Raw genomic sequence first — 16,161 nt, forward strand, 5'->3', positions numbered from 1 at the left:
GCGTTTTCACAAGCAGATTTGCCTGCCCCACTCCTAACAGACTGACATACGTCGAGCAAATACTCGCAGATCAGTCATTCATCTTCCTACTCAGCGTGGGGCCAATTGGTACGTGCGTCCACATTCGCAGGAGCCTCGCCGACGTTCTCGGTGAGGCGCAACAGCCGACGTCGGCCGGTGATTCGAAGGCCAGGATTGGACCCGCGGGTGCCGATCAGAGTCGGCGCGATGCCCGCGCGCATCAACGATTGAGCGAGGACCGCATGAGTCTCCGGCGCGTGCGGATCAAGGCCGAGTACGTAGCGTTCCCCCTCCGCCTCGGGACGCCCCGACGCGAGCACCCATGCCCGCAACTCCCGAGAACCGGGCACCCACCCGGGAGGCACGGCCTTCACCGCGCCCTTGGTCCACAACGACGCCAACGCGGACAGTTCCGGAACCGACGCGGTGCGGACGAGAGGACGGTCTTCTTCGGACCGTCCCAGCTCTGCCGACAGACCACACTGTTCGATCAACTCGGCAATGGCATCGGCCCGCCACTGCGCGTCGACGACGACAGAGATGCGTGCCGATCCCGAGGACGTGACGACATGGCCGGTGGCAGCCAGCAGTCCGCTGAGATCGGTCACCGCGGGCGGCAACGACTCGGCAGAGAAGAAGGACAGCTGGTTCACAGCATGGACATTAGGACATCGACACCGGCAGACACTGCTTTCGACTCTTCCTGGTGGTTCGCCACGAACGAAACATCCCCCTTTCTCGAACGGCTTTTCACGGCCGATCGAGAAAGGGGGATGAAGGTTCTCGTCTCCGAAGAGAAAAGAATCAGACTGCGCGAACGCCCGTTGCCTGAGGACCCTTGGTGCCCTGGCCGACCTCGAACTCGACGCGCTGGTTCTCCTCGAGGGTGCGGAAGCCGCTGCCCTGGATCTCGGAGTAGTGAACGAAAACGTCAGCGGAGCCGTCTTCTGGTGCGATGAATCCAAAGCCCTTTTCGGCGTTGAACCACTTCACAGTTCCCTGTGCCATGCTTTTCCTTCTCTTTCTAACACCGGATTCGATGGAGCGCACTTTCGATCCATCGGGCCGGTTCCGACCGCTGCACTTGTACGAATCCCCCTCAGGATTCCCCCTGATGGACGAGCTCTCCCAGTACCGCGCCCGCAACATAAGATCCTGCGAAGCGTAGAACGAACACAGAAGCTGCGACCGCGTCAAGTGAACCATGAACTCCGCGTTCGCAACAGTCGAAAACCGCCCCTTTTCGAACAAATTGCCCGTCTTGTAACAACACACAACGCCGGACGGGTGGAATGCGGCTCTCACCAGGGCTCGAGCCGCTCGTTTCGGGTCCGCGATAGCATGAGGACCCCAGGTCGCGCCTAAGCAGGAGTGGAGCCTGCGGAACGACCCAGCAAGCCCGAAGGGCTGGCCAGTAGATCGAACGAATGCATGGAGACCGGCAGTGAGCGAGAAGCATCCGCACGACGGTGCGGATGTCCGGAGTTACGGGCAGCGGCTGCTGGATCGAGTGTTGGCCGGTACCCCCGCCGACGACGGCCCCGTCACGCACGTCGCCGAGTTACCGGCTCGATCGTCCAGTTTTGCCCCCTGGCCGTCGTGGGTCGGCCCGGAAGTGGTGCAGGTGATCACCTCTCGGGGCATCGCACAACCGTGGACGCATCAGGCCCGGGCCGCGACGCTCGCCGCCGAGGGCAGTCATGTGGTGCTCTCGACGAGTACCGCGTCGGGCAAATCGTTGGCCTATCAGCTGCCCATTCTGACGACGCTGGCCGCCGACGCCCGGGCGACGGCTCTGTATCTCGCACCGACCAAGGCCCTCGGTGCCGATCAGCTACGCACCACCATCTCGATCACCGACGAGTTACGTTCGCTGTCAGACGATCTCGCCGAGGTGTTTCCCAGCTCGTACGACGGCGATACCCCGATCGAGATTCGGCAGTGGGCCAGAACCAATGCGCGCTGGATCTTCACCAATCCCGACATGTTGCACCTGGGCATCCTCGGCGCACACGAGCGATGGTCGCGTTTCCTGCGCAACCTTCGGTACGTGGTGGTCGACGAATGCCATTACTACCGAGGTGTTTTCGGCTCCAACGTCGCCCTGGTACTCCGTCGGCTGCGACGCCTCTGCGCGCGCTACGGAGCGTCTCCGGTGTTCGTTCTCGCCAGTGCCACCACCTCGGAGCCGGGACGCGCTGCCAGTCGACTCATCGGAGCGCCCTGCGAGGAGATCACCGAAGACGGCTCGCCCCACGGAGCGCGTACCGTCGCACTCTGGGAACCGCCGCTGCTCAAGGAGATCACCGGCGAGAACGGTGCGCCGGTACGCAAATCGGCGGGGGCCGAGGCGTCGCGCATCATGGCGGATCTGTTGATCGAGGGTGCACGGACACTCGCGTTCGTACGGTCCAGGCGCGGAGCCGAGGTCACTGCGTTGGGGACCCAGAGAATTCTCGCCGACGTCGATCCGCAATTGGTCCGACGCGTCGCCGCTTATCGCGCAGGCTATTTGGCCGAGGATCGTCGCAAACTCGAACGCGACCTCTCCGACGGCACCCTGCTGGGAGTGGCCACCACCAACGCCCTCGAACTCGGCGTCGACATCGCCGGTTTGGACGCGGTGATCGTCGCCGGTTTCCCCGGTACCGTCGCCTCGTTCTGGCAGCAGGGCGGGCGCGCCGGACGTCGCGGAGAGGGCTCACTGCTGGTGCTCGTCGCGCGCGACGATCCGTTGGATACCTACCTGGTGCATCACCCGGCTGCCCTGCTGGACAAGCCGGTCGAGGCAACCGTTACCGACCCGACCAATCCGTATATTCTTGCTCCCCAATTGCTCTGCGCTGCAGTCGAACTACCGATCACCCTAGCCGAGGCCGAGGCGTTGAGCGCGGAATCGGTACTCGAAGAGCTCGAGCTGAAGGGCTACGTGCGTAAGCGTCCTCACGGGTGGTTCATCACCCCCGAGGGGCAGCAGCTGTCTCCGCACGGTGCGGTCAACATTCGCGGCGGCACGGGCGTGCAGGTCGCCATCGTCGATGGCGAGTCCGGCCGCATGCTCGGCACCGTCGACGGCGGACGTGCCCCTGCCACAGCACATCCCGGTGCGGTGCACATACATCAGGGCGAATCCTTCGTGGTCGACGAGCTCGATCTCGAGGCCGGCCTCGCGCTGGTGCATGCCGAACAACCCGAGTGGAACACCTCGGCCCGCGAGATCACCGACATCGCGATCACCGCGGTGCACGAATCCGTCGACTACGGCGAGGTCCGCGTCGCCTTGGTGCAGGTGAACGTCACCCATCAGGTGGTGGGATATCTCCGACGCCTCCCGTCGGGTGAGGTCCTCGATTCCATCGAACTCGACATGCCGGCGCAGACCCTCGACACCCGCGCCGTTATGTACACCATCACCCCGGAGTTGTTGGAGCACAGCGGCGTTCCGTTCGAGCGATTCCCCGGATCACTGCATGCCGCCGAGCACGCCGCCATCGGCTTGCTGCCGTTGGTCGCGACCTGCGATCGATGGGACATCGGTGGAGTGTCGACGGCATTACACCCCGACACCGGGCTCCCGACCGTCTTCGTTTACGACGGATACGACGGCGGAGCGGGTTTCGCAGACCGCGGACACGTGGCCATCGCCGACTGGCTCGCCGCCACCAAGGACGCGATCGTCTCCTGCGAATGCCAGACCGGATGCCCGTCCTGCGTGCAATCCCCGAAATGCGGAAACGGTAACGACCCCCTGGACAAAGAGGGTGCCGTTCGAGTGCTGACCGCAGTGTTGGCGGCGGTCACTCGCGAGGGATGAGCCGGCCGATCTCGCAGTCAGGAACCTGGTGGCTGGGTACCAATTGTGGGGTTCGCCGCAAACGCGCGCGCACTTGCCATGCGCACGCAAAATTGCCAGGGTTTCGCGGGGATTGCCAGTCATTTTTCGCAAACGCGCGCGCGTTCAAGGCTTGGATCGAACTGGTGCGCCACCCTGCTTGTCGTTGCTAACACCTCGGGTGGTGTGGTGGGGAGAGGATCAGCCCACAGAATCGAGACAACGTATGCCCATTGCCCGGCAGATACCGAAAGCCACCGACCTGCGCGAGGTCCTCTCGTTCAAGAAGCCCGATCTGAACCTGCGTCGACGACGCCTCAGCGCGGCACTGACCATCGACGATCTCCGCACCATCGCCCGTCGCCGTACCCCGCGCGCGGCATTCGATTACACCGACGGCGCGGCCGACGCCGAGATCTCACTCTCCCGAGCCCGGCAGGCCTTCCGTGACGTCGAATTCCACCCCTCGATCCTGCGAGACGTCTCCCACGTCGACACCTCGACGACGGTGTTCGGCGGACCGTCCGCGCTTCCGTTCGGTATCGCCCCGACGGGCTTCACGCGCCTGATGCAGACCGAGGGTGAGTACGCCGGTTCTGCCGCCGCCGGCGCTGCTGGAATTCCATTCTCCCTCTCGACGCTGGGCACCACGTCGATCGAGGACGTGAAGGCCACCAACCCGAACGGCCGAAACTGGTTCCAGCTCTACGTCATGCGTAACCGCGACATCTCGTTCGGTCTGGTCGAACGCGCCGCGAAAGCTGGCTTCGACACCCTCCTGTTCACGGTCGACACACCGGTCGCCGGAGCTCGCCTGCGAGACAAACGCAACGGGTTCTCCATTCCGCCGCAGTTGACCGCGTCGACCATCGCCAACGCCATTCCTCGTCCATGGTGGTGGTGGGACTTCCTCACCACGCCCAAGTTGGAGTTCGCGTCGCTGACCTCGACCGGCGGCACGGTCGGAGAGCTGGTCGATTCAGCGATGGATCCGTCCATCTCGTTCGAGGATCTCGACATCATTCGGGAGATCTGGCCCGGCAAGCTGGTCGTCAAAGGTGTTCAGTCGGTGGCGGATTCGGCGCGTCTGGCCGAACTGGGTGTGGACGGCATCGTTCTGTCCAATCACGGAGGCCGACAACTCGATCGGGCTCCCGTCCCCTTCCACCTGCTGCCGCAGGTCGTCCGTGAAGTGGGTCCCGACTTCGAGGTGGCCGTCGACACGGGCATCATGCACGGTTCCGACATCGTCGCCTCCATCGCAATGGGAGCATCGTTCACGCTCGTCGGCCGGGCCTATCTGTACGGCCTGATGGCCGGTGGCCGCGCGGGCGTCGACCGCATGATCGACATCCTGCGGGAGGAGATCATCCGCACCATGCAACTGCTGCAGGTCAATTCACTCGCGGAACTGACCCCGGAACACGTCACGCAACTCACTCGATTGGCCCCTCTGCAGTCCGGAGCCCGCACGTTCACGTCGAGCTGACCGCTGCGGACGGACCGTCGCTGCCGGGGTTCGAGGCCGGGGGCGACGTATCGGCCACGGGTTAGGGTCCTCGGGCGGGGGTCGAGGCCGGGTTTCACCGCAAACGCGCGCGCATTCGCTGAACGCGCGCGAATTCGCCGGCTCGAACGGGGCGATTCCGCTCGCACCTGACAAACGCGCGCGCGTTTGCGGATTCGGGCGGGCGGCCGGCGGGCGGGCGTCCGGTCACTCCGGTCCCGCCCGCGCCGAAGCGACGGCGTCGGACATTCCGAAACGTCCGAGGAACACCGGCTGGCCCACAGTCACGATCACGTCCCACTCGTCGATCGTGCACTCCCGCAACTCCGTTCCCATTCGCATCGCCAATCCCCTCGCCGTCTCACACGCATCGGCCACCCCACGATCGAGGGCCCCCGCACCGGCCAATGCAGCGAGATCAGCAGCCGACTGCGCCTGATGACGAGCGCCCACCGCCGACCCGACGTGCATCACCATCACCACCACCGCAATCAACGCCGACATCGCCAGTGCCGCCAACACCGTCGCCCCACCCTCGTCATCACGCACACCGGATTTCATTCCGCTGCAACCGGTTCCGCAGCAGCAACGGCCTCCGCCGACAACGTCAGTCCCGGGAGCGGACTCTCCACCTCCACCCGCGCGACGAAGAATTCACCGTCTTCGCGCACCGTGATCCGAGCACCCTCCGGCGCAACCCGCTCCCCCACCGACACCGCCCGGGTCGCATCACCTCTCGCCGCCAACCGAGCCGCCTCCCGCGCAGCATCGACACAGCCGATGTGCATCGTCACCGACACGATCGCACCGATGCACACCACGATCACTGCGACGATGGACGCGACGGCAATCGCCGCCTCCACCGTCACAGCCCCGTCCTCACCGCCCGGAATCAGACGGCTGTGTTGAGCGCTCGATCGATGATCCCCGTCAGCGCGGTCACAATGCTGTCCCCCGTCACCACCGTGTAGAGCACCGCGCCGAATGCCGCGGCCGCGATGGTGCCGATCGCGTACTCCGCGGTCGACATACCGTCGTCCTCCACACCGAACAATGCGACTCGAGTCTTGATCTCCTGCAGTGCATTTCCCATCATGACGCTTCCCCTCCCAGTATTCCGGCGCGGCGTATCCGCACCGGACGATTCGTAGTTCGGCGGTCACAGCACGCCGCCGCCCAGCACATTGCCCGCAAGGCCGATCACCACGGGCACGATGCCCAGGCAGATGAAAGCCGGCAGAAAGCACAGGCCCAGCGGTCCGCTTATCAGCACACCGGCCCGTTCGGCCGCAGCCGCCGACGCATCCTCGGCCCGAGTTCGTTGGGTGGCAGCCAGTTCCGTCATCGCCGACGCCATGGACGACCCGGCCCGAGCGGATCGTCGCGCCATCCGTGCCAGCGCCTCGGTCTTCGGATCCTTTGCCACTGCATCCCACGCCGTCGCTGCATCGGCCCCCAGCTCGAGCAGATCGGCGGCTTTGCGCAGTGCGACACCGAATGCGGGCGGAGCGGAATGGGCTGCGGCCGCCGCGGCAGTCGAGATCGGGAGTCCGGAACGCAGACACGCAGCGAGAAGGTCGAACGTCGTCGCCACGGCGAGCGGATCGGGTCCGGAGTCGTCGACGGCTTCTGTCGTCGAAAGCCCTGAAACCTCTACTCGCGCCAAACCGCCACGGGCAGCGGGGACGACGACCAAAGCCGTTGCCAGACAGAGCGTGATCGCCCACGTCATGTCGTCACCTTGCCGGTGATCGCATCGGTCCACAGCAGACCTGCGCAACCGAGAGCGGTTCCGATGAGGAGCAGGATTCCGCCCAGCCCGCCGCCCAGCAGTATGCGCAGCGGATCGGCCCCCATCAGTTGTCCGAGCGCGACCCCAAGAACGGGCAGTCCAGCCAACACCAATGCAGTAGCGCGGGCCCCTGCGAGCGACGCCTCGGTTCGTTCCCGGAATCGCCGACGTCCGAGCAGATCCTCGCGCACGGCGTCGAGCAACTCGGCGAGTGCGAGGCCGTGTTCGTCGGCCACCCGCCATGCCGCGGCCAAGCGGTCCAGTTCGGGGTTCAACAGTGGATCCGACGCGGCTATCCCGTCGGCAGCGCGTCCACCGAGTCGCGATCTGGACGCAGCACCGCGCAGCGCCTCCGAGGCGATCCCGCTGCACTCGTCCGCAGCCACCTCGCCGGCCGTCGCCGGGTGCGCACCGACCCGCAGTTCACCGATGACCACTTCGACTCCGGTTGCCAACCAATCCAATTCGGCCGTCCGACGGGCGCGTACGGTGCGACGGCCATGTCGGTACCATCCGGTACCGCCCGCCACGAACAGAGCCGCCGCGCCCCACGGACCGCCGATCCAGAACATGCCCACGGCCAACACCGACGCTACAGCCACAGGGAACGCCCACCCAGGAACGCCGACGGCAACTCGACCGCGGCGCGGTAGTCGGCGAGAGCGGCTGGGCCACAGCGTAAATGCAGCGGCCAGGACACACAGTGCAGCCGTCATCGCATCTCGCCACAGCGCCGAGCGAGCAGTTCGTGCAGCCCGCGCTGCCCGGGCACGGCGTCGGAATCAGCGGACCATGCCGGCACGATATGAACACGACCCGTCGAATCCACCTCCACCAGTCCGATCTCCCGCAATCTGCGCGTGCCGTCGGCGCTCCGGTGGACGTGCAGGACGACCTGGACGGCCGCCGCGAGTTGACTGTGCAAGGCGTCGCGACCCATTCCGCCCAGTGCGGCAAGGGCTTCGAGCCGAGCGGGTACTTCCGAGGGCGAATTGGCATGGATGGTTCCGGCACCGCCGTCGTGCCCGGTGTTGAGCGCCGTCATCAGGTCGATCACCTCGGCCCCGCGCACCTCACCGACGACGAGCCGATCGGGTCGCATCCGTAGTGCCTGGCGAACCAATTGCCGAACCGACACCTCGCCCACACCTTCGACGTTCGGAGCACGGGCCACCAGACGCACCACATGAGGATGGGCCGGTGCCAACTCGGCCGCGTCCTCCACGCAGACGATTCGTTCGGCCGGGTCGACCTCGCCCAGCAGAGCAGCCAGAAGCGTAGTCTTTCCAGCGCCGGTACCTCCGACGACCAGAAACGCCAAGCGCGCGAGCACAATCCGCGCGAGCAGATCGTAGCCCTCCTCGGTCACCGCACCGGACGCCCGGAGCGCGGCGAGTCCCTGGGTAGCAGGGCGGAGCACTCGCAACGACAGGCAGGTTCCACCGCTCGCCACCGGTGCCAGCACCGCGTGCAGACGGACCCCGAACACTCCCTGTCCGACGCCGGGTAATCGGCCGTCGACCCACGGCTGCGCATCGTCCAATCGCCGACCGGCCGAGAGCGCGAGCCGCTGCGCCAGCCGCCTGACCGCGGCTTCGTCGACGAACTGAACTCCGGTGCGTTCCAGTCCTCTACCGCGATCGATCCACACCTGATCCGGCGCCGTGACCAGGACATCGGTCACCCCTGGCTCGGACAGGAGCGGCTCCAACGGGCCTGCTCCGGTTAGCTCGGTCTGCAGAATACGCAGTGCCGCAAGCATATCGGTGTCACCGATGACTCCCCCTGCCTCGGTGCGGATTGCTGCGGCAACGGTGGCGGGCACCGGAGACTGTGCCGAAGCAGCGAGCCGATCTCGTACGCGGTCGAGCAATTCGGCGGTGACGACTGCGCTCATGCTGCCCACCGCTGACCACCGGGCTTGTGCGCGAACGTATCGAGGACCACAGTGGCCGCCGCCGCCAGCGGTGATCGGCGTCCGAAAGCAAGCCCGCCACGCTCGAGACGCTCGGCCAACCCCGGCTCGGCCCGCATGGACGTCAGCAGCGACAGGTCGAGGGCGGCGGCGATGTCCGCGGCCCGCAGTCCCCCGGGTGCTGGCCCACGAACGACCAATCCGACGTTCGGATTGCGACTCGAGATCTCGTCCGCTACTGCTTCTGCCGACGTCACGGCCCGCAATTCCGCAGGCAGCACCAGTACGACGAGGTCGGCTGCGGCGTACAGGGCGTCCGAGAGGTCATCGGAGTGACGCGGGGCGTCGCACACCACGAGATCGCCTCCAGCGCGCCCTGCGTCGAGCACAGCCGCCGCGGCGACGGCCGAGAGTCCGGTTCGCCGGTCGTCGGTTCGCCCGAGTGCCAGCACCGACAATCCGTTCTTCGATGGCAGCGCGCCGTGGAGTGCGTCGCCGGATACTCGCCCGCCCTCGACGACGAGGCCGGACCATCGCAAACCTGGGGCGTTCTCCCAGCCGAGCAGCAGATCGAGGCCGCTGCCGTACCGGTCGGCTTCGACCATGAGTGTGCGTTGCCCCGTGCGACTGCTGCACAGGCCCAGCGCCGCCGCAAACGTGGAGGCACCCGCACCTCCGCGGGCACCGACGACCACGATGACGCCACCGCCGCCCGGCGATGTGGCGACGGGTTCACCGAGAATGCGAACGAGCGTGTCCTCGTCCGAGGGTAACGAGACCACGTGTTCGGCACCGAGCGCTGTGGCCGTCCGCCAATCGTCGAGTGTCGGCGAGGCGGCCGTGACCAGAACGACGCCGGGCCGCCGCGGAAATCCGCCTGCGAGCGCCGACTCGGCAGAAGAAAAATCGATCAAAATAATTCCTGGGAATTCCCAAATCGGGCGCGCCGATCCGATACCGACCAGTAAGTTCTGCTCTTCCACAACACAATCCGCGGCTGCGGCGATTCGATACACGTCCTGACGCAGTCCGTGATGGTCGATCGACATCGACGCCTTCGCATTCGTCCGCCGTGAAATCGGATCCGTTTTCATGGACCCAAGCGTGCGCGAGAATCCGCTCGCGCGGCGCGCGACTTGGGGAAATGTGGATAGATCGGCCCCTGTGGATGAATACCGGTACCGCGGTACCAGTTTTCGGCCTACCCCGAAAAAGAGGACGACCCTCGCCAGGGGGGGAGGAGGCGAGGGTCGTCTGGTTCAGCCCCGGGGGGTCGGGCTGAACACCGCCCGGAATGAACCGGGCTCGTGGAAAATACTACACCCGTGGACGTCCTTGTTTGCAAGTTCAACCGTCTCAATTTGTGGACTTGTTCGGAGCGAGTCGAGAAGAGAAGTTGCGCGACATCCACCGGTCACCACCGGCCACTATGGTGACAATCGTGACCCTCAGCGCAGACACCGACGACGCCCCCGCCGGCCGACGCGCAGCGCGCGTCGCCGCCTTCTTCGACCTCGACAAAACGATCATCGCGAAGTCCAGCACTCTGGCCTTCAGCAAGCCGTTCTTCGACCAAGGTCTGATCAACCGGCGAGCGGTACTCAAGAGCAGCTATGCGCAGTTCTTGTTCCTGCTCTCCGGTGCCGATCACGACCAGATGGAACGCATGCGCGCACACATCGCCGGTATGACCGCCGGGTGGGACGTCGAACAGGTGCGAGCAGTGGTGGCCGAAACCCTGCACGACATCGTCGACCCCCTCGTCTTCGCCGAAGCGGCCGATCTGATCGCGGACCACAAGCTCCGCGGACACGACGTGGTGGTCGTCTCGGCGTCGGGTGACGAGATCGTGCATCCCATCGCCGAACTGCTGGGCGCCGACCACAGCATGGCCACGACGATGGTGACCGTCGACGGCAAGTACATCGGCGAGGTCGACTTCTACTGCTACGGCGAGGGCAAGGTCGACGCCATGAAGTCCCTGGCGGCACAACATGATTACGACCTATCCAAGAGCTACGCCTACTCGGATTCGATCACCGACGTGCCGATGCTGCGGGCGGTCGGCCACCCCACCGCCGTCAATCCCGACCGCGCACTCCGCAAAGAGGCCTCGTCCCTCGGCTGGCCGATTCTGACATTCTCGAACCCCGTTTCACTGCGCTCCCGCATTCCGAATCCGTCCGGGAAGACCGTAGTAGCCAGTGCTGCAGCAGGTTTCAGCGCAATAGCGGCCGGCGCGATCACCTACGGACTACTCCGCAGAAAACGATGAGCCCAAACCCTTGATGTGAGCGGCGTCACGGGGTACAAATGACGTACGGAAGAACGGAAGGCCAAGAACGAACCGGAAGAGAAGGTTCGCTTCTCCCGACCGCGATTCCCAGCACGGACACCGGCACCCACGCGGAGCTTGCCACCTAATGGCAGAAGCGCTGTGGGCCTGCGATATTCGTGGGTGATCAGCAAGAACCCTGCACCGGTTGCAGGGATGACCTCATCACCGTCGAGTTCTCGCCGAGGCCACGTGGTAGTCCATCACAGCCCACCTGTGCACGCTTGGTAACCAGGCGCTCCGTGCTAACGGGCGGCGACGTCGACGCAAGTCGGCATCGCCGCCCTTTTACGTGTGCACAACTCCTACTGTGCAGCTTCGGCAATCGAAGTCGCTTCTGCCGCACCAGCTTCGAATGCTCCGAGGCAGAGGATCACCCAACTACCGACGCCCGTTGCCGTGCCCTCGGCGAACCCGGCGGCTCCATCCCGGTACGCGTTCACTCGACGCATCCAGCTCACCTCGGGCACGCCCAGGTTGTGCGGATCGAATCCCGACGATGCGGCCACCAACCTCGATGCAGCACGCGCCACGATGCCGTCGGCAGTTCCGAAAGGCCGCAGCGTCAACAGTTCACCGTGCACGACTGCCGCGATCACCGGAGCCGGCGCGGAGGTTCCACCCGTCACCAACTGCGCAAGGAGATCGAGCCGCTCGCCGATGCCCGCGTCCGTGCGCGGTCGACCGAGCGAGGACGCGTCGTCGACGAGATCGGCGGCGGCCAACAGATGTAGGCGGGCCAGCGTCTGCAGTGGTGCGCGCTTCCACGTCGACAACGTGTTCTGCAGGGCGTCACCGTCGAGAGCAGCGGCCACTCGCAGCGCACCCGCCAGAATCGGGTCGCCCTCCTCGCCTTCGCGAGGGAAATCCATCGAACCGCCCTCGAGCGCGGAGGACGAACGAGCTGCCCGCACAGCGGCCTCGGCCGCGGTCGCCGGCCACCCACGACGATTGGCCTTGTGCCGATGCACGGCACCGAGGGCATCGCGTGCCCGTTCGGCGGAATCGACAACTCCGGGCAATTCCAGCAGCGGGGCGAGGGGGTCCGTCACGACAGACGACGGTACCCCCTCACCCACCGCGGCTATGCGCCCAGCTGCACCGAGCCACCCGGAATGGCGGCGAGCAGCTTCTGGGTGTACTCCTGCTGCGGGTTGTCGAAGACGGCATCGGTCGACGCCGCCTCGACGATTTCGCCGCTGCGCATCACGAGCACGTCGTCAGCAATCTGACGGACCACCGCGAGGTCGTGCGTGATGAACAGGTACGTCAACCCGAGCTCGGCCTGAAGGTCGTTGAGCAGGGACAGGATCTGCGCCTGCACCAACACGTCCAAAGCCGACACTGCCTCGTCGCAGATGACCATTTCGGGCTCGAGGGCCAACGCACGAGCGATTGCGACACGTTGCCGCTGGCCGCCGGACAGCTCGTTGGGGAACCTGCGCATCACCGACGACGGCAGTGCCACCTTGTCCAACAGATCACGGACTCTGGCTTCCCGCTCGGACTTCGACCCCACCTTGTGGGTGCGCAGAGGCTCCTCGATGGTGCTGAAGATCGAATACATCGGGTCCAGCGTCCCGTACGGATTCTGGAAGATCGGCTGCACTCGACGACGAAATGCGAACGCGTCCTTGTTGTTCAACCCCGCCACGTCGCGCCCGTCGAACTTCACCGAACCCGCAGTGGGCTCGAGAAGTCCCAGAACCATCTGTGCCACAGTCGACTTGCCAGAACCCGATTCGCCGACGATCGCAGTGGTGGTACCGCGTGCGACTCCGAACGACACATCCTTGACGGCCGTGAACACGGACGACTTGAACGGGTTGCCGCCCCGGAGCTTGAATTCCTTGGTCAGCCCCTCGACCACGAGCACAGTGTCCGCGGCCGGCTCGAATGCCGAGTCGGTCTCCTCGGTGACGGCCTCGACCGCCACCTGCTTGGCATGCTCGACGATGTCCTTGCGCACCACCGACGACTTCAGTCGCTGCGACGCCAGAGACGGCGCGGCGGAGACGAGCTTGCGCGTGTACGGATGCTGAGGGTCCTGCAGGATCTCCAGTGCCGGACCGGATTCCACGATCCGCCCCTTGCTCATGACGACGAGGTGCTCGGCTCGTTCGGCAGCCAGGCCGAGATCGTGGGTGATCAGCAGAACCGCGGTTCCGAGTTCCTTCGTCAAACCTTCGAGATGATCGAGAATCTGACGCTGCACGGTCACGTCGAGAGCGGACGTCGGCTCGTCGGCAATCAGTAGTTTCGGACGTGCCGAAAGCCCGATCGCGATGAGCGCACGCTGACGCATACCGCCCGAGAACTCGTGCGGGTACTGATTGACCCGCTTCTCCGAATCGCTGAGACCCGCTTCCTCGAGCAGCTCGGCTGCCCGAACCCGAGCCGCCTTGCCCTTGGCGATGCCGTTGGCAGCGAGGGCCTCCTCGATCTGGAAGCCGATCTTCCACACCGGGTTCAAGTTGGACATCGGGTCCTGAGGAACCAGGCCGATCTGGCTGCCGCGGATGTCGACGAAGTCCTTTTCCTTGGCCTGCGCCAAGTCACGGCCCTCGAACAGGATGCGCCCCGCCGTCACCGTGCCGGTTCCGGGAAGCAGGTTGATGATCGAGTGCGCGGTGGTCGACTTACCGGAACCGGATTCGCCCACGATCGCAACGGTCTGCCCCGGGTAGACCGTCAGCGATACTCCGCGAACAGCCGGGACCGCACCGGAGTTGGACCGGAACGAGACCTCGAGATCTTGGATGTCGAGCAGGGGCTGCTCCACTGCGATGCGTGCTGGATCCGTCATCGCTTCCTCGCCTTCGGGTCGAGGGCGTCGCGCAGGGCGTCACCCATCATGATGAAGCCGAGCACCGTGATTGCCAGCGCTGCAGCAGGATAGAAGAGAATGGTCGAGCCCTGTCGCAGGGTGACCTGGGCGGCACTGATGTCGCCGCCCCAGGAGACCTCGGTGGGAGGCAGTCCGATGCCGAGGAACGACAGCGTCGCCTCGGCCACGATGAACGTACCGAGTGAAATCGTCGTGATGACGATGATCGGTGCCATCGCGTTGGGCAGGACGTGCCGGATCAGAGTTCGCAGTCGCGTCAAACCCAAAGCCTGCGAGGCCATTACGTAGTCGTTGCCCTTCGCCGACAGCACTGCACCGCGAGTGATGCGAGCCATCTGAGGCCAGCCGAACAACGCCAACACCAGAATCACCGTGAAGATCGTGCGATCGGTGAACAGCTGCATGAGGACGATGGCCGCCAGAATTAGCGGAACGCCGAAGAAGATGTCGGTGATCCGTGAGAGCAACGAGTCCGCGATGCCGCCGTAGAAGCCGGCCAGAGCACCGAACACGACGCCGATGACCAGCACGAGGAACGTGACCCCGACTCCGGTCAGCACGGACGCCCGAGCACCGAACAGCACCCGGGAGTAGATGTCGCAGCCCTGGCGGTCGTAACCGAACCAGTGTCCGGATCCCGGGCCCTGCATGCTGAACTGCAGATCGCAGAAGCGCGGATCGGTACTGGTGAACAGGCCAGGTACGGCTGCGACCACGATGACGGCCAGGATGATGATGGCCGAGACGATGAACATCGGACGCGTGCGCAGGTTCCGCCACGCATCCGACCAGATGCTGGCGGGTGCGTCGTCGATGACGACAGCGTCGGTCTGCGACACGTCGATGACCTCGTCGGCCTCGACGAAACGTGCTTGGCGAGTGGCGCGATCGGCGTCGACGCTCTTCGGGGTGATGGGATCAGACATAGCGAATCCTCGGGTCGAGCGCGGCATAGAGAAGGTCGACGATGAGATTGGCGACCAGATAGACGACGATCAGCACGGTCACGAAAGACACAACGGTCGGTGCCTCACCGCGGATGACGGCTTGGTAGATGGTGCCGCCGACTCCGTTGATGTTGAAAATTCCTTCGGTGATGATCGCGCCGCCCATGAGGCTGGCCAGATCTGCACCGAGGAACGTCACGACGGGAATCAGCGAGTTACGCAACACGTGCACGTTGACGACCCGGTTACGCGAGAGCCCCTTGGCCGTCGCCGTCCGCACGAAGTCCGCACTGAGATTCTCGGCCACCGACGTGCGCGTCAACCGCACCACGTAGGCGAACGAGACGGCTCCGAGTACGAATGCCGGCAGCAACAGGTTGGTGAAGCTGGTGTTGCCTCCCACTGTCGGCGGCACCCAACCCCACTTGATCCCGATGAAGAACTGCGCGAGAAAGCCGATGACGAAGATCGGCACGGCGATGATGACGAGGCTGACGACGAGGACCGTCGAGTCGAACAGCTTGCCCTTGCGCAGACCCGCGATGAGACCGAAGCCGATACCGAACACGGCCTCGATCACGAGGGCCATCGAGGCGAGCTTGGCCGTGATCGGAAACGCCTGTACGAGAACTTCACTGACCGGGCGGCCCGAGAAGGACATGCCGAAGTCGAACGTGAAAATGCCCTTCAGGTACAGCAGGTACTGCACGATGAACGGCTGGTCGAGGTTGTAGCGGGCGCGCAGTTGGTCGGCGACGGCGGGACTGATCGCCTTGTCTCCGGCCAATGCCGCGATGGGGTCTCCTGGCAGCAAGAAGACCATGGCATAGATCAAGAATGTCGCCCCGATGAACACGGGGATCATCTGAAGTAATCGGCGTCCGATGTACCAGAGCATCGGATCACCTCCTTTGGAGGAAGGTGGACGTCACCGCAGAGGCGCAAGGATCAGCTGCAGCGGGGC

At 65.0% G+C, this 16,161-nt stretch carries 16 protein-coding genes; 3 read left to right on the forward strand and 13 right to left on the reverse strand.

What is annotated here, in order from left to right; genetic code table 11:
* Positions 1-86 precede the first annotated feature (86 nt).
* Positions 87-674, reverse strand: coding sequence for a hypothetical protein (locus CH281_RS08045; protein WP_032364537.1), 588 nt, complete (start codon positions 672-674; stop codon positions 87-89).
* Positions 675-825: 151 nt separating this feature from the next.
* Entirely contained in the window at positions 826-1,029 is a 204-nt protein-coding gene (locus CH281_RS08050; RefSeq protein ID WP_005248460.1) for a cold-shock protein, read from the reverse strand.
* A gap of 436 nt (positions 1,030-1,465) precedes the next feature.
* Here CH281_RS08050 and CH281_RS08055 point away from each other — a divergent pair, with 436 nt between their 5' ends.
* Together CH281_RS08055 and CH281_RS08060 are read left to right on the forward strand one after the other, a co-directional pair.
* A complete protein-coding gene (locus CH281_RS08055; protein ID WP_052068707.1) occupies positions 1,466-3,835 on the forward strand; it encodes a DEAD/DEAH box helicase in 2,370 nt (789 codons plus the stop codon).
* Positions 3,836-4,079: 244 nt separating this feature from the next.
* Entirely contained in the window at positions 4,080-5,342 is a 1,263-nt protein-coding gene (locus tag CH281_RS08060) for an alpha-hydroxy acid oxidase (RefSeq protein ID WP_094693686.1), read from the forward strand.
* A gap of 225 nt (positions 5,343-5,567) precedes the next feature.
* Here CH281_RS08060 and CH281_RS08065 read toward each other — a convergent pair whose 3' ends face one another.
* From CH281_RS08065 to ssd, 7 genes are all read right to left on the reverse strand, one after another.
* A complete protein-coding gene (locus tag CH281_RS08065) occupies positions 5,568-5,921 on the reverse strand; it encodes an Rv3654c family TadE-like protein (RefSeq protein WP_094693688.1) in 354 nt (117 codons plus the stop codon).
* Positions 5,918-6,229: a TadE family type IV pilus minor pilin gene (locus tag CH281_RS08070; RefSeq protein WP_032392769.1), complete on the reverse strand. Its 312-nt coding sequence runs from the start codon at positions 6,227-6,229 to the stop codon at positions 5,918-5,920. Before CH281_RS08070 ends, CH281_RS08065 begins: the two co-directional genes overlap by 4 nt.
* Before the next feature lie 23 nt (positions 6,230-6,252).
* Entirely contained in the window at positions 6,253-6,456 is a 204-nt protein-coding gene (locus tag CH281_RS08075) for a DUF4244 domain-containing protein (RefSeq protein WP_179274142.1), read from the reverse strand.
* Between the two features lie 63 nt (positions 6,457-6,519).
* Positions 6,520-7,092 carry a type II secretion system F family protein gene (locus CH281_RS08080; RefSeq protein WP_094693692.1) on the reverse strand — a complete coding sequence of 191 codons (573 nt, stop codon included), beginning with the start codon at positions 7,090-7,092 and terminating at the stop codon, positions 6,520-6,522.
* Positions 7,089-7,868: a type II secretion system F family protein gene (locus CH281_RS08085; RefSeq protein ID WP_057472578.1), complete on the reverse strand. Its 780-nt coding sequence runs from the start codon at positions 7,866-7,868 to the stop codon at positions 7,089-7,091. Before CH281_RS08085 ends, CH281_RS08080 begins: the two co-directional genes overlap by 4 nt.
* Complete coding sequence (locus tag CH281_RS08090) at positions 7,865-9,049, reverse strand: TadA family conjugal transfer-associated ATPase (protein WP_179274143.1); 1,185 nt, start codon at positions 9,047-9,049, stop codon at positions 7,865-7,867. The genes CH281_RS08085 and CH281_RS08090 overlap by 4 nt, the downstream gene beginning before the upstream one ends.
* The gene (gene ssd, locus CH281_RS08095) at positions 9,046-10,161 is read right to left on the reverse strand and encodes a septum site-determining protein Ssd (protein WP_094693696.1); all 1,116 of its coding nucleotides are present in this window, start codon (positions 10,159-10,161) and stop codon (positions 9,046-9,048) included. Before ssd ends, CH281_RS08090 begins: the two co-directional genes overlap by 4 nt.
* Before the next feature lie 335 nt (positions 10,162-10,496).
* Between ssd and CH281_RS08100 the strand changes: the two genes are divergently transcribed.
* The gene (locus tag CH281_RS08100; RefSeq protein WP_205914341.1) at positions 10,497-11,342 is read left to right on the forward strand and encodes an HAD-IB family hydrolase; all 846 of its coding nucleotides are present in this window, start codon (positions 10,497-10,499) and stop codon (positions 11,340-11,342) included.
* Positions 11,343-11,707: 365 nt separating this feature from the next.
* Here the strand turns inward: CH281_RS08100 and CH281_RS08105 are convergent, their stop codons facing one another.
* From CH281_RS08105 to CH281_RS08120, 4 genes are read right to left on the reverse strand one after another with little or no spacing between them, the layout of a single operon-like run.
* Positions 11,708-12,454, reverse strand: coding sequence for an oxidoreductase (locus tag CH281_RS08105; protein WP_094693985.1), 747 nt, complete (start codon positions 12,452-12,454; stop codon positions 11,708-11,710).
* A gap of 32 nt (positions 12,455-12,486) precedes the next feature.
* A complete protein-coding gene (locus tag CH281_RS08110) occupies positions 12,487-14,208 on the reverse strand; it encodes a dipeptide ABC transporter ATP-binding protein (protein WP_027494481.1) in 1,722 nt (573 codons plus the stop codon).
* Positions 14,205-15,176, reverse strand: coding sequence for an ABC transporter permease (locus tag CH281_RS08115; RefSeq protein ID WP_027494482.1), 972 nt, complete (start codon positions 15,174-15,176; stop codon positions 14,205-14,207). Before CH281_RS08115 ends, CH281_RS08110 begins: the two co-directional genes overlap by 4 nt.
* Positions 15,169-16,095, reverse strand: coding sequence for an ABC transporter permease (locus tag CH281_RS08120; RefSeq protein ID WP_027494483.1), 927 nt, complete (start codon positions 16,093-16,095; stop codon positions 15,169-15,171). Before CH281_RS08120 ends, CH281_RS08115 begins: the two co-directional genes overlap by 8 nt.
* Between the last annotated feature and the right edge of the window lie 66 nt (positions 16,096-16,161).

It is taken from the genome of Rhodococcus sp. 06-221-2 (assembly GCF_002258365.1).
Lineage (GTDB): Bacteria > Actinomycetota > Actinomycetes > Mycobacteriales > Mycobacteriaceae > Rhodococcoides > Rhodococcoides fascians.

Excerpts from the sequence above, each read along its gene's own strand:
- CH281_RS08100 (WP_205914341.1), top strand. The coding sequence starts at position 10,497 with ATGGTGACAATCGTGACCCTCAGCGCAGACACCGACGACGCCCCCGCC.
- CH281_RS08115 (WP_027494482.1), bottom strand. The coding sequence starts at position 15,176 with ATGTCTGATCCCATCACCCCGAAGAGCGTCGACGCCGATCGCGCCACT.
- ssd (WP_094693696.1), bottom strand. The coding sequence starts at position 10,161 with ATGAAAACGGATCCGATTTCACGGCGGACGAATGCGAAGGCGTCGATG.
- CH281_RS08085 (WP_057472578.1), bottom strand. The coding sequence starts at position 7,868 with ATGACGGCTGCACTGTGTGTCCTGGCCGCTGCATTTACGCTGTGGCCC.
- CH281_RS08120 (WP_027494483.1), bottom strand. The coding sequence starts at position 16,095 with ATGCTCTGGTACATCGGACGCCGATTACTTCAGATGATCCCCGTGTTC.
- CH281_RS08090 (WP_179274143.1), bottom strand. The coding sequence starts at position 9,049 with ATGAGCGCAGTCGTCACCGCCGAATTGCTCGACCGCGTACGAGATCGG.
- CH281_RS08065 (WP_094693688.1), bottom strand. The coding sequence starts at position 5,921 with ATGAAATCCGGTGTGCGTGATGACGAGGGTGGGGCGACGGTGTTGGCG.
- CH281_RS08050 (WP_005248460.1), bottom strand. The coding sequence starts at position 1,029 with ATGGCACAGGGAACTGTGAAGTGGTTCAACGCCGAAAAGGGCTTTGGA.
- CH281_RS08110 (WP_027494481.1), bottom strand. The coding sequence starts at position 14,208 with ATGACGGATCCAGCACGCATCGCAGTGGAGCAGCCCCTGCTCGACATC.
- CH281_RS08075 (WP_179274142.1), bottom strand. The coding sequence starts at position 6,456 with ATGATGGGAAATGCACTGCAGGAGATCAAGACTCGAGTCGCATTGTTC.
- CH281_RS08060 (WP_094693686.1), top strand. The coding sequence starts at position 4,080 with ATGCCCATTGCCCGGCAGATACCGAAAGCCACCGACCTGCGCGAGGTC.
- CH281_RS08080 (WP_094693692.1), bottom strand. The coding sequence starts at position 7,092 with ATGACGTGGGCGATCACGCTCTGTCTGGCAACGGCTTTGGTCGTCGTC.